The 21,518-nt window shown below is 58.0% G+C and carries 19 protein-coding genes and 3 pseudogenes; 7 read left to right on the forward strand and 15 right to left on the reverse strand.

The features are described 5' to 3' along the window. Positions 1-1,401: 1,401 nt before the first annotated feature. The 3 genes from repA (at position 1,402) to repC (ending at position 5,113) form a co-directional block, all read left to right on the forward strand. A complete protein-coding gene (gene repA / locus ACP7E0_RS25190) occupies positions 1,402-2,616 on the forward strand; it encodes a plasmid partitioning protein RepA (RefSeq protein WP_426128857.1) in 1,215 nt (404 codons plus the stop codon). Then, positions 2,613-3,632, forward strand: coding sequence for a plasmid partitioning protein RepB (gene repB / locus ACP7E0_RS25195; RefSeq protein WP_426128859.1), 1,020 nt, complete (start codon positions 2,613-2,615; stop codon positions 3,630-3,632). The genes repA and repB overlap by 4 nt, the downstream gene beginning before the upstream one ends. Positions 3,633-3,811: 179 nt before the next feature. After that, a complete protein-coding gene (gene repC, locus ACP7E0_RS25200; protein ID WP_426128861.1) occupies positions 3,812-5,113 on the forward strand; it encodes a plasmid replication protein RepC in 1,302 nt (433 codons plus the stop codon). Positions 5,114-5,949: 836 nt separating this feature from the next. Here the strand turns inward: repC and ACP7E0_RS25205 are convergent. From ACP7E0_RS25205 to ACP7E0_RS25250, 10 genes and pseudogenes are all read right to left on the reverse strand, one after another. Next, on the reverse strand, positions 5,950-6,288 hold the full coding sequence (locus tag ACP7E0_RS25205; protein ID WP_426128916.1) for a hypothetical protein: 339 nt from the start codon (positions 6,286-6,288) through the stop codon (positions 5,950-5,952). After that, positions 6,176-7,318: pseudogene (locus ACP7E0_RS25210) on the reverse strand (site-specific integrase). The gene ACP7E0_RS25205 and the pseudogene ACP7E0_RS25210 overlap by 113 nt, the downstream one beginning before the upstream one ends. Positions 7,319-7,661: 343 nt before the next feature. Then, the gene (locus ACP7E0_RS25215; protein ID WP_426128863.1) at positions 7,662-7,964 is read right to left on the reverse strand and encodes a PfkB family carbohydrate kinase; all 303 of its coding nucleotides are present in this window, start codon (positions 7,962-7,964) and stop codon (positions 7,662-7,664) included. Positions 7,965-8,074: 110 nt separating this feature from the next. After that, positions 8,075-8,338: pseudogene (locus tag ACP7E0_RS25220) on the reverse strand (IS6 family transposase); the annotation flags it as partial. A 117-nt stretch (positions 8,339-8,455) separates the two neighbouring features. Continuing rightward, positions 8,456-8,800 carry a cytochrome C oxidase subunit IV family protein gene (locus tag ACP7E0_RS25225; RefSeq protein WP_426128865.1) on the reverse strand — a complete coding sequence of 115 codons (345 nt, stop codon included), beginning with the start codon at positions 8,798-8,800 and terminating at the stop codon, positions 8,456-8,458. A gap of 11 nt (positions 8,801-8,811) precedes the next feature. After that, a complete protein-coding gene (locus ACP7E0_RS25230) occupies positions 8,812-9,531 on the reverse strand; it encodes a heme-copper oxidase subunit III family protein (RefSeq protein WP_426128867.1) in 720 nt (239 codons plus the stop codon). 11 nt (positions 9,532-9,542) lie between these two features. Beyond that, complete coding sequence (locus tag ACP7E0_RS25235) at positions 9,543-10,250, reverse strand: cytochrome c oxidase subunit 3 (RefSeq protein ID WP_426128869.1); 708 nt, start codon at positions 10,248-10,250, stop codon at positions 9,543-9,545. Further along, the gene (locus ACP7E0_RS25240) at positions 10,247-12,025 is read right to left on the reverse strand and encodes a cytochrome c oxidase subunit I (protein WP_426128871.1); all 1,779 of its coding nucleotides are present in this window, start codon (positions 12,023-12,025) and stop codon (positions 10,247-10,249) included. Before ACP7E0_RS25240 ends, ACP7E0_RS25235 begins: the two co-directional genes overlap by 4 nt. Positions 12,026-12,073: 48 nt before the next feature. Beyond that, a complete protein-coding gene (locus tag ACP7E0_RS25245; RefSeq protein WP_426128873.1) occupies positions 12,074-12,889 on the reverse strand; it encodes a cytochrome c oxidase subunit II in 816 nt (271 codons plus the stop codon). 128 nt (positions 12,890-13,017) lie between these two features. Further along, positions 13,018-13,407: a c-type cytochrome gene (locus tag ACP7E0_RS25250; protein ID WP_426128875.1), complete on the reverse strand. Its 390-nt coding sequence runs from the start codon at positions 13,405-13,407 to the stop codon at positions 13,018-13,020. 872 nt (positions 13,408-14,279) lie between these two features. Here ACP7E0_RS25250 and ACP7E0_RS25255 point away from each other — a divergent pair. After that, positions 14,280-14,363, forward strand: a pseudogene (locus tag ACP7E0_RS25255) (hypothetical protein); the annotation flags it as partial. A 94-nt stretch (positions 14,364-14,457) separates the two neighbouring features. Further along, on the forward strand, positions 14,458-14,895 hold the full coding sequence (locus tag ACP7E0_RS25260; RefSeq protein WP_426128877.1) for a DUF977 family protein: 438 nt from the start codon (positions 14,458-14,460) through the stop codon (positions 14,893-14,895). Positions 14,896-14,965: 70 nt separating this feature from the next. Here ACP7E0_RS25260 and ACP7E0_RS25265 read toward each other — a convergent pair whose 3' ends face one another. The 5 genes from ACP7E0_RS25265 to ACP7E0_RS25285 all read right to left on the reverse strand — a co-directional run bounded on the left by ACP7E0_RS25265 (position 14,966) and on the right by ACP7E0_RS25285 (position 19,843). Further along, positions 14,966-15,727, reverse strand: coding sequence for an SDR family NAD(P)-dependent oxidoreductase (locus tag ACP7E0_RS25265; RefSeq protein ID WP_426128879.1), 762 nt, complete (start codon positions 15,725-15,727; stop codon positions 14,966-14,968). 3 nt (positions 15,728-15,730) lie between these two features. Further along, positions 15,731-16,555 (reverse strand): ABC transporter permease, encoded by an 825-nt coding sequence (locus ACP7E0_RS25270; RefSeq protein ID WP_426128881.1) that lies wholly within the window; start codon positions 16,553-16,555, stop codon positions 15,731-15,733. Next, positions 16,555-17,421, reverse strand: a complete 867-nt coding sequence (locus ACP7E0_RS25275; RefSeq protein WP_426128883.1) for an ABC transporter permease — start codon at positions 17,419-17,421, stop codon at positions 16,555-16,557. Before ACP7E0_RS25275 ends, ACP7E0_RS25270 begins: the two co-directional genes overlap by 1 nt. Positions 17,422-17,558: 137 nt before the next feature. Further along, positions 17,559-18,719 carry a polyamine ABC transporter substrate-binding protein gene (locus ACP7E0_RS25280; protein WP_426128885.1) on the reverse strand — a complete coding sequence of 387 codons (1,161 nt, stop codon included), beginning with the start codon at positions 18,717-18,719 and terminating at the stop codon, positions 17,559-17,561. A 41-nt stretch (positions 18,720-18,760) separates the two neighbouring features. After that, a complete protein-coding gene (locus tag ACP7E0_RS25285; protein WP_426128887.1) occupies positions 18,761-19,843 on the reverse strand; it encodes an ABC transporter ATP-binding protein in 1,083 nt (360 codons plus the stop codon). 201 nt (positions 19,844-20,044) lie between these two features. Between ACP7E0_RS25285 and ACP7E0_RS25290 the strand changes: the two genes are divergently transcribed. Together ACP7E0_RS25290 and ACP7E0_RS25295 are read left to right on the forward strand one after the other, a co-directional pair. Further along, the gene (locus ACP7E0_RS25290) at positions 20,045-20,848 is read left to right on the forward strand and encodes a helix-turn-helix transcriptional regulator (protein WP_426128889.1); all 804 of its coding nucleotides are present in this window, start codon (positions 20,045-20,047) and stop codon (positions 20,846-20,848) included. 239 nt (positions 20,849-21,087) lie between these two features. Then, positions 21,088-21,243, forward strand: coding sequence for a hypothetical protein (locus tag ACP7E0_RS25295; RefSeq protein WP_426128891.1), 156 nt, complete (start codon positions 21,088-21,090; stop codon positions 21,241-21,243). Positions 21,244-21,518 lie beyond the last annotated feature (275 nt).

Below are 21,518 nucleotides of genomic sequence, written 5' to 3' on the forward strand. Positions count from 1 at the left end.
GGTGAATCCAACACCGGCGACCCTCTTTAACGACGCTTATTCGGACATTCCGTTTGTTTGGAGTCAGGTGTACCAGCTTCCCCTACCCCAAAAATTTCGCGCGCTCTTTCCGTCATTGATGGATACAGAGACAATCGTAAGGCGCCACGCCGGGCCTTCTACCAGGAAACACCACCCCACAATAGGGCCAACCTTCCTCAATAGGACATTCGAGGAGCCTTCTTACCTTGACGCGCACTCCAGTGCATAGGCTTTCCTCGGCCTCCAGGAGACTTCCGATAAGGCTGACGCTGACCCGATCGCCATCGGATCACACGGGAGGTGCATCTGATCTGGACCTAGATGGAAACTTTAAGGGCTATCCTCACCACACGCCGCCGTCCAAGAGAATCTAGAAAGAGTTGGGCCGCGTTTCTTATGCCCGGTAACGATATCGATTACGGAGACCCCTTCGAACTGGACAATCTGCTTGCGGTCGGAACCATATCGTACGCATACCCCCACCGGACTAACCGCCTGGTTGAGACCCAGCAATTTCAGTCATCCCATCGCTGCATCCCTCGCCCGTCAAACGAACGCGTGCTACCGCCAATCATTGGCGTTCTTTCTTTCTGAATGATCTTCCACAATCCGAGCTTAAGGGGAATATCTTGTATCGCTTCCTGCCGCTAGGACATCATCAGAATGGCAGTCCATTTGTCGTCGCCTATCTGCCCTCAGCTACGAGCATGTCTTTGTCGAGCCGCAAGGGCAATCGAGCCCATTCATCCCGGAATATGGGCATCAATACAGCCTACCGCGGAAGGCATTTTGAGCCGCAGGAAAAATTCACAGACGACCTTTGCACTACCCGCAATCTCGGCACCCGGATGTTCGTGCCATCGAATTGGCCAGAGCGGTAGTTAAGGAACCTTTGGCGAACGGATCAGATCAAACTCCAGGACGCACCGCGATCACTGTTATGCTGGCCAAATTGACATCATCGGTTAGCAGCTATCACGGTGGCCGCAAGGGCACTTCTCGCGATGAACTGGTGCTCCGCATTGCAAGTCTGATGATTGACATTCTAAATGGGTGTGTCGCCGGCTCAATACGGGTGAGGGTCACATTTGAGCTGGCAGCATGCTCGTGCCCTTCCCGGTATGCAAGCACGATCTGCTTCAGTTTTTGTGCGCGGTTAGCCGCGGCTAACCGCGCTCAGGATATCGTGACGAGAGGTATCGTTGCCGGAGCCGCACCATCCAGTTAGCCGCGGCTAACTGGATGGTGCGGCATTTGTCTGGCAACTTTCGCCAATTAAAAAGCTCTTGCCCTAACGCGAGAATCGGAGCTTACATGGTAACTGCGGTAAAAGCCGAATTCTTCGCTTAAAACCGCAGTTGGAAAAAGTGGCAAGACAACATGACTCAAACCGCTGAGAAGATCATAGCGCCCAACGTGTCGGACCTCAAAGGCCTGATTCAGCGGCATTCCTCTGCGTTGTCAGCGCAGCTTCAGGCCCACCACGCCAGTATCTATCCCTTACATGCTGAAAAGACCATTCGCACGTTCACTCCAGCAGAGACATCAAAGCTCATCGGAATTGGCGAGGGATATCTCCGTCAGGTAGCCGCCGAAATGCCCTCTTTGTCCGCAAGTCAACATGGCGGGCGGCGCAGCTACGGCGTCGATGACATCAGCGAAATCCGGAAGCACCTCGATCAAGGCTCGCGTGGAGGCCGGCGTTATCTTCCGCACCGGCGAGACGATGAAGAGCTGCAGGTCATCGCGGTTATGAATTTCAAAGGCGGTTCTGGAAAAACGACAACGTCGGCCCATCTGGCCCAGCATCTTGCCTTGCGCGGGTATCGTGTCCTTGCCATTGATCTTGATCCGCAGGCCAGTCTGTCAGCGCTTTTTGGTCACCAGCCGGAAATTGACGTCGGCCAGAATGAAACACTCTATGGCGCAATCCGCTATGACGAACAGCAAAGGCCGATCGCTGAGATCGTAAGGGCGACCTATATCCCTGATCTCCACCTGATACCCGGCAATTTGGAGCTTATGGAGTTCGAGCACGACACCCCGCGCGCGTTGATGAAGCGCCAAGCTGGCGACACTTTGTTTTTTGCACGCATCGGCCAAGCGATCGCGCAGGCGCAGAATCTTTATGACGTTGTGATCATCGATTGCCCGCCGCAACTCGGTTATCTGACATTGTCGGCGCTGACCGCCGCGACTTCTGTTCTTGTCACCGTCCATCCGCAAATGCTCGATGTGATGTCAATGAATCAGTTTCTCGCAATGACCGGAGACCTACTTGAAGAGATCGCGGCCGCCGGCGCCCGTTCCGACTACAACTGGATGCGATACCTGGTCACCCGCTTTGAGCCCAGCGACGGGCCACAGAACCAGATGGTCGCTTTCCTGCGGTCGATATTCGGGGACAATGTCCTCATACATCCACAGTTGAAAAGCACTGCGATTTCGGATGCCGGCCTGACCAATCAAACGCTTTTTGAAGTCGAGCGCAATCAATTCACGCGCTCAACCTACGACCGGGCACTTGAATCGATCAACAACGTCAATGCCGAAATCGAAACATTGATCAAGAAAGCATGGGGTAGGGCAGCATGAGCCGTAAGGACGTCTTCGCCAGTCTTAACCCGCAGGCAGCTTCCGAGGCCGACAGCCATGCAGGCGTGCGTGCTCCAAAGAACCGTTTGCGGCCGATACTTGGTTCGCCAGAGTTGATACTGGACACCTCACGTACTCCGGTTGGCGCAATTGGCCAGTCGTTGAGTGAGATCAGTGAACGGAACCGCAGGGCAGAGGATATCGAGAAGCGTCTGGCCGAAGGTTTAACTGTCATCTCCCTGGACACGGCCGTGATTGATCCATCGTTCATTCAGGACCGTATGCCTGGGGCCACAGAGGCGCATGAACGGTTGGTGGCTTCTATTCGCGAGCAGGGTCAGCAGGTTCCGATTCTGGTGCGACCGCACCCGGAAAAGTCGGGGCGTTTTCAGGTCGCATTCGGTCATCGCCGTTTGCGCGCGCTCAACGAGCTTGGCTTGCCGGTCAGTGCAGTCGTCCGCGACCTCACCGATGAGCAGCTCGTCGTGGCGCAGGGCCAAGAAAACAATGAGCGCCAGGATCTCACTTATATCGAGAAAGCACGCTTTGCCGAGCGTCTTCAGCGGCGTTTCCCCCGCGAGACAATCATGGCTGCAATGTCTCTCTACAAGAGCGACCTTTCCAATATGCTGTCGGTCGTATCCCGCATACCTAGCAGCTTGATCGATGCAATTGGCCCAGCACCATCCGTTGGTCGGCGCAACTGGATGGAACTTGCCGATATCTTATCGGACACCAAGTCCGTTGAGCGTGCCCTCACCCACCTCGATAGTGCGGAAATCAAAGATCTCACGTCAGAAGAGCGTTTCAAGGCGCTGCTTGCTCATCTTAAGCCGCGACCAAACAAGGCCCAGGCAGACGTCTGGTCGACACCCCACGGTGAACGCCTTGCAAAGGTTACGCAAAGCGACGCGCGCGTCGAAATTGTCATCGATCGAACGCAAGCGCCGGAGTTTGCGGCATTCGTGCTCGATCGGCTTCAGTCTCTGTTCGAAGAGCATCGCTCAAAGAGCTGAGTTCAAATTTATCAGTCAGGAGAATACCGCAAAAGAAAAAAGCCCCCGAAACGTTGCCGTCACGGAAGCCCTTTTCATGTTTCGCAGCTAGAGAATCGCATTTCCGGGAATCACTGTCAAGAGATTAGGCGTCAATTCGGCGAGTGGATTTCTTTTGCCTAGGAGAAGGTGAAGGAAAAATGAAAAACGGACATGTGACGACGCCCTTCGGGCGCCGTACGATGACGTTTGGCATGCTCGCAACTCAGATTCTGAGCCGTGAGGGTAACACTGCCAAGTCCGTCGACAAGTGGAAGATCTACCGTGCTCTGTGTGAAGCGAGGCCGCTATTGGGCATTACCGACCGCGCACTCGCGGTCATGAATGCCCTGCTCAGCTTCTATCCCAAAAATGAGCTCAGCAACGAAAGCAACCTCGTCGTATTTCCATCCAACACACAGCTTTGCCTGCGCTCACACGGGATGGCAGAGCAAACGATCCGACGCCACCTCTCCGCACTCGTGGAGGCGGGACTTATAGCCCGTAAAGATAGCCCAAACGGCAAACGTTACGCCCATCGGGGACGGCAGGGGGAGGTAAGTGAAGCTTTCGGTTTCTCACTTTCTCCCCTGCTCGCCCGTGCCGATGAAATTGAACATCTCGCCACAAAAGTGGTTGCAGAGAGGCTTTACATCCTCAGACTACGGGAACGTATCAGCATCTGCCGCCGCGATATAACCAAACTGATCGATGCCGCGCTCTCCGGCCGGATCTGTGGCGACTGGTCCGGCATCCATGCCGGTTTCCGCCTCTTGATCGATGGCGTTTCGCGCAAACCATCCATAGAAGAACTGGAGACCTTGCTTGAAAAGATCACCACCATTCAGGGTAACGTCATCAACCAATTGGAAACGCAGCTTAAAACGCAACAAGTAGGCGGCAATCCCGTTCAAAATGAGCGGCACATACAGAATTCAGACTCTGAATCTATCTCTGAATCTGAACTAGCCCTGGAGCAGACACAGCATCCAAACTCCGACGGAGTATTCCAATCAAGAACACCACAGCTGTTTGAAACAGCCGTACCCCCTACCCGAAGCGGCCAGAGCATCTCAGCCAAACAATCCGACACTCATTCCCTTGCCGTAAGAAATCTAAAAACTTTCCCGCTTGGACTGGTTCTCAAAGCTTGCCCGGACGTGTCGAATTACGGCCCCGGTGGGCAAATCAGCAATTGGCGCGATATGATGTCGGCGGCAATTGTTGTGCGATCCATGCTGGGTGTCAGTCCTTCAGCTTACGAGGAAGCGGTGGCGGTCATGGGGCCTGAGAACACCGCCATTGTAATGGCGTGCATTCTGGAGAGGGGAGGTCACATCAACTCAGCCGGAGGCTATCTCCGAAATCTAACTCAACGAACACTGAAGGGCGAATTCGCCCTAGGGCCCATGCTGATGTCTCTTTTGCGTTTGACAGGGACAGAGAGCCAGAAAGCAGGATAGTATGCGCTATTATTCTGCGACCTGAAGAGTGGATCTGCTGTTTCGCATAGAAAACGGACATCGCTCACGTTTCAAGGGATTATCGGTCGTTATTTGCTGACGGCAAGGGGTGCGCTTTTTGCAACATTAATGCACTAAACTGCTCCTTTCTTTAGACGTATTTTGACTGCCCAATCCTGAGAAACCTCCGGTAGCTGTCACAGCTAAACAGCTTGAATTGGGGAGAATATGAAATGGCAGTTAAAAGATGCAAAGAACCGTACTCGAAGGTCCTTCAAAGGCACCGACAGAAGGACCCCAGCTCGTCACTTCGCTGGGAGAACCGGTAGCGGCCCTCGTCTTGAAGAAAACTACGATACTTTACTGACGAGCGATCCTGCCCAGACCGTTGTTTTCCCGGATGACCGCCGTGCCTACGGGGCGGATTGGACACAGTTCTCCCCTACGCCCGCACGCGACGACTGTCGGCGTCTACGTCACCGACTTTGTGGATGGACGGTCGCGTTCGATGAAAAATAGTGCCAGAAAACCCAACACCGTTTTGGCAATTGAGTAGGGATTGGGCGCGGATTTCGCGGCGGTCTCGCCAAGGGTCAACGCCGCGACTCGCCATCCCGGGCTTCTGTCGTCATCCGAGGTTGAGGAGCACTGAGTGTTAAAACTTGCCTAACAAGCGTTTCCCGGGATGAGGCGGAAGAGGCGTGCTCCAGAGATTGGTTAGCGTATTTGACCTGGAAGAAGACTATCAGGCATCGAAAAGAAGTCGATATGGGAGACGGTGCGGAAGCAAAACATGGCAGTGTCGCATATCGATCGACGCTATCAACGTTCAAAGGTCAGTTGTACATGTACAACATGAGGTATCGCATCGGGCACAACGATTGGCCGACGGTGCCATCGTTACGGTGGAAATCGCCGTGATGGAGAAGCTGGCGGGTATCGGTCCCATCAAGATGGCCGAAACCCATGACCTGCAGAAACAGCCTCCGCGCATTGACGGAACCCGCGGAGATATCGATGCGTATATTGGATGGTGACCCCGCCCAAAGATCGGAATTCCCGCTAAAGCCCTGCAGCCTTGGTCCGATTGGCCCGAAAATGACCCAGCGCCGCTGATAGCGCCGGGTCATTTTCCGCAGAGGCATGGCCGAGCTACTTCTGAGCGTATTGCTCATCGACTTCTGCTGAGGAAGCCAGGCGAGCTCTTAGCGAATGCCCGGAGAATTTCAAGACACGGTCGACTTCGTTCAAGTCACCGCGAACACCGGCGGCCATTGCGGTACGCTTAACAAGGCGCGCCACTTCCTTGTCGTTCAACCGTTCCGCACCGACGGACTTTCCCTGTCCCGTGACACGACGGAAGAGGGGACCATGCACAAGCTTGGCGAACTTGATCCAGGTTTCGATCGCAACGACCGGGCAGGTGGAATCCGAGGAGCCGCGCCCGACGTCGACCTTCCGCCATCCCGTCTTGCCGCGTAAGGTCACCAGAATGCCTTTGTCCAATATCTCGATCCAGCCACGGCCGTCCTCTGTCTGATCTGCCTTAATGTCCAGCCCAACAATTTCAGAGCGGCGAAGACCGCCAGCATAGCCGATCAACAGCATGGCGCGGTCACGCATGCCACGCAGACTGCCACGATCCAAGGTCTCCAGCATGGCGATAATGTCGGCGGCCAATACGGCTTCCTTCTGCACCGGCGGGCGGGCATGGGAGCTGCGGATACCGGCCATCACCGTGGCAACATGGCGGTCCTTGCGGTCCAGCGGCATGCCGCGCTGGGCATAGCTCCAGGAGAGCGATGACAGGCGGCGCTCGATCGTCGATACAGAATTGGCCCTTGCTCCACGCTCGATCGTGCCGGATGCACAGGCTGTGATGTAGAGCCCGATGGTCTGCGGATTCGGGGGAAGGGGCGAAAGCCTGGAGCGACGGCACCAGGCGGAGAAATGCGTCCAATCGGATGCATAGGCCTTGCGGGTGTTGGCAGAGTTCGCCGTTTCGACATAGCCACGCGCCCGATCTGTCAGCTGCTCGAGGTGGGCCGGCAGGCGAGGATCGGGGTCAGAAATGGGGGAGGGGAGCCGGGCGAAGTGGACCAGCGGCTGTGGCGTGGAAATATCAGCGTCGGCCCCGATGCTCTCTGGTGGAGCAGACGTTTCCCGGGCATGATTTCCGGTGGTTTCATCGATGATTTGCGTCATTTCTTTATAATGACAATTACATTTCATAATGCAACATTATCGGTCGTTATGCGAAAGTGACGGCTGGTGCGGATTGTGTGTGAATATAAACTGCACACTAGATATGCTTGTCCGCATGGATTTACTCACGTCTCAGCCAGCTGGGCGTCCCTACCGCTCGCTCAGCTACGTGGCTGGGCAACGCCGCGCGGTCGCGAGCGAACGAGTTGGAAGCTGCTTTCCATGCCGGTATCGATACATTGAAAGTGAAGAGCCGAGATTTTCATTGATACACTGATGCCAGAACAGTCGGTGACAGGCCCGAGTTCGTCTCAGTTCCCCCGCAGGGTGGTGAGAGACGGGCCTATCTGGCCGTGTGATGGTTTAGGGAAAGCGGCGAAATTGCACCTCGCCGCATTTTCCGCTGTGGTTTCTGCAACGCCGTCAGAGCGCGCTGGGTGGCGTGTGGCTGGCGCGTGTCACGTATTCGCGAGAAAAAATCTACTTCCTGTCGCGTCGGACAGCCAAGCCGCCCGCCAAACTTTGTGCGTTTCAACGATGCCGAGGCGCAAGCAAAGCGCGCCGCCTCATTGACGCTCTTGTTTTCAAAAAACTGCCAACGCAAAGCGCTGTGGAAAATATCGCCTGCGGCCTGTGTGTCGCCCACCTCGGCTTTGGAGCAGTTACGTGGCGAATATCTCCTTGCGGCGTTGTCACGTTGTTGACGGGAGGCGAGATTGAATGGCTGGAGGTGAGGTCAGACAGCAGTTGGGGCGCCGCTTTCCACTGCGCCACAGCGCAGAGCCGGTGGATATGGGTGGTGAGCTCAGCGCTTTTGATGCGGTGCGGCGACGTAAATTCGAACTCCCGAAAAGATCGAGACGAAGTTGCAGACTGCCGACCGATCGAAATCCCTGCATCATTCGTTCTCGTTCTCGTTGTCGTTGTCGAAACAGTACGTGAGTCCTCCGCCCGACTGTTAAGCCCTTTATGCGACCAGTGTTCGACGCTTGGCATAACTTCCCGTTTTGCCGCGCCGCTGTCCCGTTGTCTGCTTGATGAGTGTTGGCGGTGAGATGAGCCGTGCACACGGCGGCGCGGGCTGATGGTCGATCCGCTGGATTTCTCGGTGTTGCGCGCCGTCTCCAGACCATGGAGCTACGATGCAGCGCCGAAGAATGCAAGCCGGGTGAAGATGGTATAGTTCGATTCCGATACCATCAGCGCGACGAAAACCAGCACCAGCAGCGGTGGCAGCAGGATGACGTAGACGAGCGCCAGCCGTTCCCAGGCCAGGTGCATGAAGACGGCAACGATCAATCCCGCCTTCAACATCATGAACAGAAGGATCAGCGACCATCGCAGATAGCCCTGGATCTGGAGATAATCGACCAGGTAGGAAAAGGCGCTGAGTACGAAAAGCAGGCCCCAGACGACAAGATAGAGCCGGATTGAGTGATGCTGTCCGCTTTGCGCTTGTGCATGTGCCGTTGTTTCGCCCATGACGGTGCTCCTCACCACAGATAGAAGAATGCAAAGATGAAGACCCAGACCAGATCGACGAAGTGCCAATAGAGGCCCATGATCTCGACCGCCTCGTAGTTGCCCTTCCGACTGGTGAAAAAGCCGCGCCGTTCCGTGTCCAAATCGCCCCGCCAGACCTTGCGGGCGACGATGATGAGGAAGATGACTCCGATCGTGACATGGGTGCCGTGAAAGCCGGTAATCATGAAGAAGGACGAACCGAATTGCGCGGCACCCCACGGATTTCCCCAGGGGCGCGCGCCCTCAGAGATCAGCTTGGTCCATTCAAAAGCCTGCATGCCGACGAAAGCGCCGCCGAGAAGTGCGGTCAAGAGCATCAGCGCGGCCGTCCGGCCGCGTTCGCGGCGATAGCCGAAATTGACCGCCATCGCCATGGTGCCGCTGCTTGAGATCAGCACGAAGGTCATGATAGCGATCAGGATCAGCGGAACGTTTTCTCCAGCGATATGGAGTGCGAAGACCTCGCTCGGATTGGGCCATGCAACCGGTGTGGACATGCGGGCGGTCATATAGGACAGCAGGAAGCATCCGAAGATGAAGGTGTCGCTGAGGAGAAAGATCCACATCATCGCCTTGCCCCAGGAGGCGGTTTTGAAGGCGCGCTGATCCGAACCGAAATCGGCAGCGACGCCCCGCAGGCCGGCCGGCCGGAGGTCGGGATCGCTGTGTGTCTGGACAGATTGTGCCATCTGAAAATCTCCTAGCTGAGCAGTTGGCGGCAGAGATCGACGAAATCGTTCGCCCAGCCGGCAAAGAGCGCGAAGAGTATGAGCCAGACGGCGAGCATGAAATGGGAATAGAGGGTGCAGAGATCGACGCTGAGGCGAAGCCGCGCCGGCGAGATATCGGCTGCAAATGCCCTGACGGTCGTGCGGCCGGTCACGACAAGCCCACCGAGAATATGCAGACCGTGCAGGCCGGTCAGGATGTAGAAGAAACTGTTGGCGGGATTGTCGGCAAGCACATAGCCGGCTGCGTTCAGGTCCCGCCAGGCCTCAATCTGTCCTGCGAGAAAGAGGGCCGCAAGAAGCAGGCCGGCGACAAGGGCAGGCCGCACGTTCTCCATGCGGTTATGCCGCGCCTCGGTTTTTGCCCATTGCAGCGCGGCGCTGCTGGCGGCGAGCAGGGCGGTGTTCACCCAGAGCAGCCACGGAACCGGCATTCCCCACCAGTCCGGGGAAGCCATGCGCATAAAATAAGCGCTGATGAATAGGCTGAAGAGGGCGCCGACGACGCCGAGGAACACATAGAGGCCGATTTTTATCGCCGGAGCAGGCGGGTCTTTCAGGCCGGTTGACGTTTGCACCGGGCTCGCTTCAAGCCAGGGTTTCGAGGTCAGCCGTTGCCCTGCCATCCACCAGGCGATGATGGCGCCGATGACGGCGAGGAAGAGCAGCGTGACGTTCATGTCATGACCTCCCGCGTGACGCGGTCAGTTGCAGGTTGCGTCTGCGGAATGAAATCCTCGGGCGCTCCCGGCACACTGTAGTCATAGGCCCAGCGGTAGACGATCGGCAGGTCCTTGCCCCAGTTGCCATGGGCGGGCGGCGTCTGCGGCGTCTGCCATTCGAGCGTCGTCGCGCGCCACGGATTACCGCCTGCCTCTTTGCCCCTGAAAAGGCTCCAGATCAGATTGAACAGGAAGACCATCTGCGCGGCTCCGACAACAAGCGCCATGACGGTGATGAAGATGTTCAGCGTGTGGGCCGAAGGCGGAACGAAGCTTGTCTCTCCGATCTCGTAGTAGCGGCGCGGCACGCCGAGCAGGCCGAGATAATGCATCGGAAAGAAGATAGCATACGCGCCGAGAAAGGTGGTCCAGTAGTGGATATGGCCGAGCACCTCGTTCAGCATGCGCCCGGTCACCTTCGGGTACCAATGGTAGATCGCCCCGAAGACCACGAGGATCGGTGCCACGCCCATGACCATGTGGAAATGGGCGACGACAAACATCGTGTCGGATAGCGGAACATCGACAACGACATTGCCGAGAAACAGGCCCGTTAGCCCGCCATTGACGAAGGTGACGATAAAGGCCAGTGCAAAGAGCATGGGCAGCGTCAGGTGAATGTCGCCGCGCCACAACGTCAGCACCCAGTTATACACCTTGATCGCCGTCGGGACTGCGATGATGAGCGTCGTGGTGGCGAAGAAGAAGCCGAAGGCAGGGTTCATGCCGCTGACATACATGTGGTGCGCCCAGACGACGAAACTCAGGGCTGCGATGATGACGATCGCCCAGACCATCATTCGATAACCGAAAATGTTCTTGCGCGCATGCGTGCTGATGAGATCCGAGACAATCCCGAAGGCAGGCAGCGCAACGATATAGACCTCCGGATGCCCGAAGAACCAGAACAGGTGCTGGAACAGGATCGGACTGCCGCCGCCATGTTGTAACTGCGTTCCCATCTCGACGATGGCGGGCATGAAGAAACTGGTGCCAAGCAGTCGGTCAAACAGCATCATGACGCAGGCGACGAAAAGGGCGGGGAAGGCCAAAAGCGCCATCACCGTTGCGGTAAAGATGCCCCAGACGGTCAGCGGCATGCGCATCAGCGTCATGCCGCGCGCCCGGCCTTGCAGGACGGTGACGACATAGTTCAGGCCGCCCATGGTAAAACCGATGACGAAGACGATCAGCGAGGAGAGCATGAGGAGGATGCCCCAGTCCTGGCCGCCTGGCGTGCCGGAGAGAACGGCCTGCGGCGGATAGAGCGTCCAGCCGGCTCCTGTCGGTCCGCCGGGCGCGAAGAAACCCGCGGCCAGGATCAGCACTGCGAGTAGATATATCCAGTAGCTCAGCATGTTCGCGTAAGGGAACACCATGTCGCGTGCGCCGACCATCAGGGGGATGAGGTAATTGCCGAACCCGCCGAGAAACAGGGCGGTCAGCAGATAAACCACCATGATCATGCCGTGCATGGTGATGAACTGATAGTAGTGATCTGCGTCGATGAAGGCGAAGTAGCCGGGAAAGGCAAGCTGCAGACGCATCAGCCAGGAAAGCACCAGCGCCACAAGACCGATCGAGATGGCCGTGACCGAGTATTGCACGGCGATGATCTTGGCATCCTGGCTGAAGACATATTTCGTCCACCAGCTTTTCGGATGGTAAAGCTCCATATCTTCCACTTCGGAGGCCGGGACGGCGTCTGCGCTGCTGGCTGGAATCTCGACCATGATCTGTCCTCGCTTTTGCTCCGATGCCTTCCTGCCATGTTCCCATGTTCAGTTTGCCGGCTGCGGCTCTCCAGATGCCAGAAGCTGGGTGAATGTCTGTTGCTGCTCCAGCCATGCCTGATAGTCCGCCGCTTCCTCGACCACGACGGTACCTCGCATTTGCGAATGGCCGACACCGCAAAGTTCGGCGCAGAGAATATCGAAGGTTCCCGTCCGCGTCGGCGTGAACCAGAAATAGGTTATCATGCCGGGGATCATGTCCATCTTGGCGCGGAATTCCGGTACGTAGAAATCGTGAAGGACATCGATGGAGCGCAACAGTATGCGTACCGGCTTGCCGACTGGCAGATGTAACTCGCCGCCCTCGATGATGACGTCGTCAAGACCGGTCGTATCGTTCTTGTTCACGCCAAGCGGATTTTCCGGGCTGATTTCGCGCGGTTCCGAACGACCGAGCTTTCCGTCCACGCCCGGCAGGCGGAAGCTCCATAACCACTGCTGGCTGACAACCTCGACCGGTGCGGCATCGTCAGGCACGGTGATGAACTGGTTCCACACGAAAAGGCCCGGCACAAGCATGGCGGCGACACCGACGGCGGTTCCGGATGCCAACAGCACTTCCAGCTTTCGGTTTTCTGGCTCGTAGGCCGCCCGGTTGCCCGGCTTGTGCCGGAAGCGCCAGACACAATAGGCCATGAAGGAGACCACCGCGACAAAGACGACGCCGGTGATCCAGAAGGTGACGATGAGTGTGCTGTCGATATAGGTCCAGTTGGATGCGATGGGCGTCCACCACCACGGGCTCAGCATGTGGAACAACACGGAGCCCACTACCAGTAAGGCGAGGATCAGCACAACAGCCATTTCCGACCCTCCTGAGCCGACCCGACCGTGAATAGGAATCTAAAAAATACCGTTTTAGTCTCTCACACCGAAAAATGCAGCAATTGAAGTAGTTTACGGATAGGCTGCCCGGGTCATCACGCGACCTGTCACTTGGAATATTGCTTCAGGTAGGCGATAAGATTGGTTATATCCTGATCGCCTTTCAGGCCGACGAAGGCCATCTTCGTGCCCTTCACCTTCATTTTCGGATTGTGCAGATAGTCGCGCAACGTCGTCTCGTCCCAGATGAGACCGCCGTCGCCGGCTGCCTTCATCCCGGCCGAATAGGCGAAATCCGGATGCGTTCCGGCCTTTCTGCCGAACAGCCCGTTCAGTGACGGGCCGACCTTGTTCTTGTCGGTATCAACGGTATGGCAGATCGCGCATTTCTTGAAAACGGTGGCGCCTACCGTCGCATCGCCCTCTTCGGACCGGGCATCAAACGAAGAAAGAGCGATGATGGACGCGCCGATCAGCAGAACATTACGATAATCCATGGCAAACCTCATCCTCCTCCAGGATGCCCAGCCACTTGCACCATCCGCCACTATTCTCGTGCGCATAGTGTTCGCGATCACTGAAAGATTAATCCTTCGCGGTAGCAAGTCAATCGGTTCTACAATTATGAGGCGGGTGACAGGTGAAGCTGTTTCAGTCGTTTGAAAACCGCCGGAAAATCGTTCGTGGCGCCAAAGCGAATATGGAGGCCTGCATGCTCGCTTGAATTGCAAATCTCCATGGCTTCAGGGCCCGCTCATCAGGCGAGGACTTGGTTGCGCTTATGAAACGCATTTGGCATCTGCTTTCGGATGAAAATGGATGGAACAATGGAGCCCACCGTGTGATAACCGTTTCGGATGGAAACGGATGGGACAATGCATGCCGGCTCTCAACCTCTCGACATTGCGGATAGCGCCTGAGATCCTGTCGCTGATCGCGTAGATAGACGAATTCAAAGACGCATCGCGCGCACTCGGCCGCATTGCGCCTGATCGCCTGTCAAGCCCGCGTCGGGTCGCAACGATCGAGAGCGATCGTCGACGCGCATCGAGGGTGCGAAGCTGAGTGACCGGGAAGTCGAGTGGCTGCTCGTAAACCTCCGGATCGGTTCTTTTTCCAGCCGCGACGAACAGGAGGTCGCAGGATATTGCGAGGTGATGGAGACGATCTTCTCGCCCTTCGACGCCATTCCGCTCAACGAAAATCACATACGCAAGCTTCATCGGGATTTGCTCGTGCACTCGACCAAGGATGAGCGACACCGCTGTGACTGGAGACCCTTGCCAACAATGTCGAGGCTTTCGACGAGAACGGTGTGAGCCTTGGCGTCGTCTTCGCAACAGCCTCGCCGTTCGATACGCCGAGCCGAATGGCGGAACTGGTGGCTTGGCAGCAGGCTCAGGAGAAGGATGGGACGTTCCACCCTCTGCTGATTGTCGCTATCTTCGTCGTGGTCTTTCTGGAAATGCATCCTTTCCAGGATAGTAACGGCCGCCTGTCGCGGGCGTTGACCACACCTGCTGCTCCTTCGGGCTGGCTATACCTACGTGCCCTACAGCTCGCTCGAAAGCATCGTCGAGCAAAACAAGGAGGCCAATTATCTCGCGCTTCGCCGCACGCAGGGAGCGATCTGCACAGATCGGCAAGAATGGTATCCCTGGGTCGAGTTCATCCTGCGAAGCCTGCAGCGGCAAAAGCAGCGCCTCGAGCGGAAGATGGATCGTGAGCGTTTCCTCCTGGGCGATCTGCCGGAGTTGTCGGTCTCCATCCTCGAACTGGCGCGCGAGCGCGGAAGAGTGACCGTTATGGACGCGGCCAAGGCCACGGGCGCAAGCCGGAATACCGTCAAGGATCATCTGCGCGCGTTGACTGATGAGGGACACCTGAGCCTCCACGGAGCGGGCCGCCGAACCTGGTATGGCCTGAGGTGGCCGCAATGGCGCGGCCCGAAATACAGGACAAGGACCTATCGAACCCGCAGATGAAGCGCCAGAAACGGGGGTTGGACAGGCAAGCTTGTGCCCCCTAGAAGAATTGACCGGTGGATGAGAGGGATCAGACGACGGCTTCGCCGCCGTCCACTACTAGGATCTGGCCTGTCATGTAACTAGACCGGTCGGAAACGAGGAACAGGATCGATTCTGCGATCTCGCTGACATCTGCCCATCGCCCCATCGGGACCTTTTCTCGCACATAGGCCTCGATTGCGGCGCGTCCCCCCATCTGGGCGATGAAGGGGCTGTTGAAGGGGGTGTCGACCCAGCCGGGGCAGAGCGCGTTGACGCGGATGCCGAACCTTGCGTAATCGCCGGCCATCTGCCTGGTCATGGCGATGACTGCATGTTTGGTGGTGGTGTAGGCGATCATCTCGCGGTCGTAGAGCACCCCGGAAGAGGACGAGGTGTTGAGGATGACGCCAGCCCCTTGCGTCTTCATCGCTGGCATGACGAAGCGGGCGGCCATGAAATGGGCGCGCACATTCAGGCTCCAGGAGCGGTCGAAGCCTTCGACCGCCACCTGTTCGAGGTCGCCCGCCACCTGAGCGCCGGCATGATTGTGCAGGATATCGATGCGGCCATGACGGGCAAGTACCGAAGCGATTCCGGTTTCAAGCGAGACGTCGTCGGTGACGTCGAGGATGAGGCTTTCGGCGCTGCCGCCGGCATTTCGGATCAGCGCGACGGTTTCGGCTGCACCTTCGGTGCTGCGATCGGCGACTGCGACATGGGCGCCCTCGCGCGCCATGATCGCTGCACCCGCCTGGCCGATGCCGGAGCCGGCGCCGGTGACGATAGCCACCCGGTCTTTCAGGATCATCGTCTACTCCCCGGCTTGCACTTTTGGTGTCTTGTCCCGCATCAGCACACGGGCAATCAGGATCATCAGCAGAGAGGCGATCAGAACCATGGTGGCGACCGCGTTGATCTCCGGTGTTACGCCGCGCCTAATCGAGGCAAAGACGTAGATCGGCAGCGTCGTCTTCGAGCCGGCGACGAAGAAGGCGACGATGAAATCGTCGAAGGAAAAGGTGAAGGCAAGCAGGAAGCCTGCCAGCACCGATGGCAGGATCTGAGGCAGCACGATCTGGCGGAAGGTGGTGAGTGGCGTGGCGTAGAGATCGCTGGAGGCCTCGACGATATCGCGGCCGAGGCTGGCAATGCGGGCTTTGACGATCATGGTCACCAGGGCCAGGGAAAACAGGCCGTGAGCTGCGATGATCGAGCCGTAGCCCAGGCCAAGCTGCGGTGGCTTGGCGCCCGGCCAGATCGAAGCGAGCGCCGGGTTGAGGAAGGAGAACACCTCGACCAAAGCGACCAGCGTGGCAATGCCAATAACGACGCCGGGCACGACGATGGCGGCGGCAAACAGGCCGTCAAAGATGGCACGGCCGCGGCTGCTCAGCCGCTGCATTCCGAGCGCTGCCATTGTGCCGAATACCGCAGCAAGCATGGCGCTTGTGAAGGCGATCATCAGGCTGTTCTGCAGGGCGGTGATCAGGAAGGTATTGCCGAGCGCCTTGCCGTACCACATGGTCGAGAAGCCGGTGAACTCGCTGGCATTGCGGCCGGCGTTGAACGAGAACAGCACGACCAGCGCAATCGGCGCATAAAGAAACAGATAGACGAAAGTGACCAGCGCGCGCATCAGACCAGATCCACTTGTCTTGAGCCGGATACTTTCCATGCGATGCGCATGGCGACGCTGAGCACGATCACCACCACAACCACCAGCGTCACCGCGATGGCCGAACCGAACGGCCAGTTGCGCGATTGCAGGAAGAGATCGACCAGCGCATTGCCGATAAAGAATACCTTGCCGCCGCCGAGCAGCTGCGGGATCAGGTATTCGCCGAGCAGTAAGATGGTCACCAGCGCCACCCCGGTCATGACGCCGGGAAGCGACAGGGGCAGGGTGATGCCGAAGAAGGTCGAAATGGGCCTGGCGCCGAGATCGGCCGAAGCTTCGAGCAGGCGGCGGTCGAGTTTTTCCAGGCTGACATAGATAGGCATGATCATCAGCGGCAGGTAGCCATAGACGATGCCGAGCAGCACGGCGCCAGGCGTGTTGAGCAGCCGGATATCCTCGATGCCGATCATGCCGAGCAGGTTGGGAATACCGCGCGAACCCAGAATGTACATCCAGGCATAGGTGCGCACGAGCAGGCTTGTCCAGAACGGCACGACCACAAGCGAAACCAGAACCAGCCGGTACTTCGGATTGGACTTGATCGCCAGATAATAGGCGACGGGATAGGCTACGATCAGGCAGAGGAAGGCGCCGACGGGCGCGATCATCATGGTGTTCCAGAAGGCCGCCGCGCGGGAGGGTAGATTGGCGAACTGTGCGAACGTAAAGGCCGCCTGATACCCGCCTTCCGGCGCGCGCTCGCCAAAGGCGAAGACGACCATGGCTATGAAGGGCAAGACGAGAAACACGAGCAGCCAGAGCCCGGCCGGCGCTACGAGCGCGGCCGTGACAAGGTGTCGCTTTCTGTCCGGGGCGAGGGGCATGTAACAGTTGTCCTTTGGTCCAGGTTATTCCGGAGCGTGCCGCTTGCGTGGTTTTCCCTCCCCCTGTGGGGGAAGGGACACCTGTAAGGTCGTCTCAACCGCGAACACCTTCTTCTCCCCGTCGGGGAGATGGGAAATCACGCCGATTTGAACCGTGCCATCAATTCGGCGCGGGCCGGGTCGGTCAATGTTACCGCGGCACCGAATTCCAGCTTGGTCAGCGACGCCTCGTCCGGATAGACGATCTTGTTGGAAGTCGCATCGGCCGGAAGCAGCGCCAGCACGCGGCTGTCGGTGGTCGGCGCGCCGTTGGCGATGTGTTCCTTGATGGCGTTTTCCGGTGTCATGAGATAGTTGAGCAGCGCATAACCGGCCGGCTTGTTGACTGCACTTTTCGGGATTGCGTAAAAATCGGTCCAGATCTCGCCGCCATCGGTGCCGAGGATATAGGCGATCTCCGGCATGTCGCGGTTGAGCTGGGCACCGTCATTGGTCCAGCACATGGTCATCCAGGCGTCGGTCGCGCGCATCCCCGGCTGGTAGTCGCTGTTGATGCCGTAGAGATGCGGCTTGACCTTGATTAGCAGTTCCTCTGCCTTGGCCAACTCTTCCGGCTTGATCGAGTTGAAGGAATAGCCGAGCGAGACCAGCGCGCTTCCGATGGTGGTCAACTGATAGTCATGTACCATGGCACGGCCGTCGGCTTCGGTCATGGCGACTTCAAAGAAATCCTTCCAGGAGGTCAGCTTGGTCTTGATCTTGGAGGTGTTGACGGCCATGCCGGTCGTGCCCCAGTTCTTCGGCAGAGCATAGGTCGTGCCGTCGATCGCTCCTTCGGAGGTGAAGCGGGCCGATTCCGTGGCTTGCGAGAAAGCAGGAACCTTCGCCATATCGAGTGGGTCGACCAATCCGAGTTTTACATAGGTGGAGATCGTGTAATTGGTGGGAACGAACAGATCCCAGCCGGTGCCGCCAGCCTGGAGCTTGGCCAGCATTTCTTCGTTCGAGCCGAAGACATTGACTTCGACGGCAACGCCGGTCGCCGCAGTGAAGGCTTCGAAGGTCGCAGGATCATGATAGTTCGGCCAGGTGGCGAGCGACATGGTCGTACCGAGGTCTTCGGCATAGGCGGTGGAATTGAACAGGCCAGGCTGGCGGGCAAGAACGGCTGCGGCCAGACCAAGGCCGGTGACGCCAAGGAAGTGGCGGCGGGTGACCGAGCCGCGCTTCAGGCGCATCCATTCGTCAGTGAGGTTTTCGGCTGATGTCGGGGCATTTTCTCTGTACCACTTTGTCATGACTTTGTTCCCTTTTTTGTCTTGACGTGTACGGCCGTTCCTCAGGCCGGGAAAACATGCACTTTGCCGGGGTCGAAAGTCAGTACGACCCGTTCGCCCGGTTCGACGAGATCGCTTTCCTGCACGCTGCGCCGGTCGGCGGTGACGAGGAAATCGCCAAGGCCATCGACGCTGATCTGGTATTCGGCGGTGGAGCCGAGGAAAATACGGTGGGTAACGACCCCGGCCAGCGGATTACCTTCACCAGTCGATTGCCGCGCAAGGTCGATCGCTTCCGGCCTCAGCGCCACGGTCGCAGCGCCCGGTTTCATGCTTGACCGGGCAGCAACCGCCATGCCGTTCGGAAGCCGCAGGGTCGTGCCATCGGGTTCAACGGTTGCTGAAATCCGGTTGGTTTTGCCGACGAAATCGGCGACGAAGAGATCGGCCGGCCGGTCGTAGATGTCCTGGGGCCTGTCCATCTGGACGATCCGACCGGCGTTCATCACGCAGACCATGTCGCTCATCGAGAGCGCCTCCTCCTGATCGTGGGTGACCAGCACAAAGGTGACGCCAAGTTCGCGCTGCAGCGTCTGCAGTTCGATCTGCATGGCGGTGCGCAGCTTCTTGTCGAGGGCCGCCAGCGGTTCATCGAGCAGAAGCACGGAGGGCCTGTTGACGATGGCACGGGCAAGCGCCACGCGCTGCTGCTGGCCACCGGACATTTCATGGATGCGGCGCCTCTCGAAGCCGCCAAGGCGGACCATCTCAAGGGCCTTGCGTGCCCGGGCGGAAATTTCGGCTGCCGCCAGTTTTGGCCGGGCCTGCTTCAGGCCATAGGCAACGTTTTGCTCGACGTCGAAATGCGGGAAGAGCGCGTAATGCTGGAAGACCATGTTGACGGGGCGGCGATAGGGCGGCACGCCGTTCATCTCGTGGCCGTCGATCAGCACGGTGCCGTCGCTCGGCTGCTCGAAGCCGCCGATCATCCGTAGGCATGTGGTCTTGCCGCAGCCGGACGGCCCAAGCAGCGCCACGAAGGCGCCCTTCGGAACGGCAAGGTTGATGTCCGAAACAGCGGTCACGCTGCCATAGCGCTTGGTGACCGAACGGAACTCGATGTCGTTCGCTGCAGCGGCTGTCACGTCTTCATTCCCCGCGGTTGTTTTTCAGAATACCGGACCGCCTTGCGGCTGCCCGGTTTCTCACCGTCTGACCAGCAGACTATTCAAACCGGCCATTGGCGGTATATACCCCGAAAGGGGTATTTCAAGCCATTCATCGCTGTGGAAGGTGTATACCCTGAAGGCAAATGCCGTTCTTCTTTGCAAGGCTGGACAGGACGTATGGGCATCGATCTGGAGGCACTGTTCAAGACGCTGGGGCCGATGATCGGTGGCGTTCCGGGCGGCGACGAGGAGGCGGGTCATCTTTTCTGCACGCTGATGCGCTCGCTGGTCAGTTTCGACTATGCCGTCGTTTTTGCCTATCGTGAAAAAGAGCGTCCGATCGATCTTTACAGCACCTTCACGGCAGATGAACATGTGATCTTCGTCAGTCTGTACCAGGCCGGGCCATTTCTGCTCGATCCGTTCTATCACGCGGCGCGCGAGCCGAAGCCGGGTGTCTGGCGTATGCGCGAGCTTGCTCCTGACCGCTTCTTTTCCAGCGAATATTTCCGCAGCTACTATACCCAGACACGGCTGGCGGAAGAGATCGGGTTCTTCATCGTGCTGGAACACGGCATCACCGTCGTCCTGTCGCTGATGCGGCGGGAACAGTCGGGTGTGTTTCCTGCTGCCGAATTTTCGCTTTTGGAAAAGGTGGAGCCGCTGGTGGTCGGGCTGGTTTGCCAAGCCTGGCCTGATCTTGGTCGACGCTTTGATGCAGCCTTGGCCAAACGGGAGCGGGGCGGCCGCAAGTCCGCGCATCCGGCTGCCGACCGGGTGTGGCGCAATCTCAATTTGACCGGGCGGGAAGCCTCGATCGTCGAGCTGGTGCTGCAAGGGCATTCATCTGAATCGGTTGGTCTGCGGCTGGGCATTTCCACCGGGACCGTCAAAGTTCATCGCCGCAACGTGTATCGCAAACTCGGCATCTCGTCGCAGACACAGTTGCTGTCAATCTATCTCAAGAATCTTGGCCAGTAGTGGAAACCATATAGACTTGAATCGCACCAGGCGCCGCATCAGCAGATATAGGTCATGCAAAAACGACCGGCGGTGTGCGGCGCTCCCCGGTGAACCTTTCGTCACCGCGCTGTTGCACCGGCGTCAAGGTGTTGCCGCTTCCTCGATGAGCCAGTGGATGAAATAGCCGACCTCGGCAGTGTCCCGTTTGGCTTCGGCACAGATGCAATCATAGTTGTGAACGGCCGGCACGCTATGAATTGCCGATCGAGCAGGTGGAAACCCGGTTTAAACCCGAGCAGGACGAACGCCCGCGCGACATGCTGGCGGCAGAGAATAAGCTGAAGAAGGAAGGCAAAGCAGACTTGGCCGAACGGATGGCCCGGTACCGTCCCAGGAGTGAACATCAAGAATAAAGGCCCGATAGGGTATGAAAGGACGGGGCAATGCTCACTGTCAGAGCCGATGTTGGTCGCGCGCCGGACAGTCTCAAGTATCCATGTTCCGGTTTCATCGTCGCCTCAGCGCTTACTTCTGTTCCGAAATGAGTGCCTGAGCTACCGCGGGCGCCGCGACCGGACCACATATTTTGGAACCGGCGTCGACGATGACGCGCTGTCACTCGGCGTGATGACACGTGCGACAACTTACAGAATCAACTCGCCGGCTGTGCAGATGCCGGGCCGGATGC

The organism is Pararhizobium sp. PWRC1-1 (assembly GCF_049897905.1).
In the GTDB taxonomy this organism is placed as follows: domain Bacteria; phylum Pseudomonadota; class Alphaproteobacteria; order Rhizobiales; family Rhizobiaceae; genus Pararhizobium.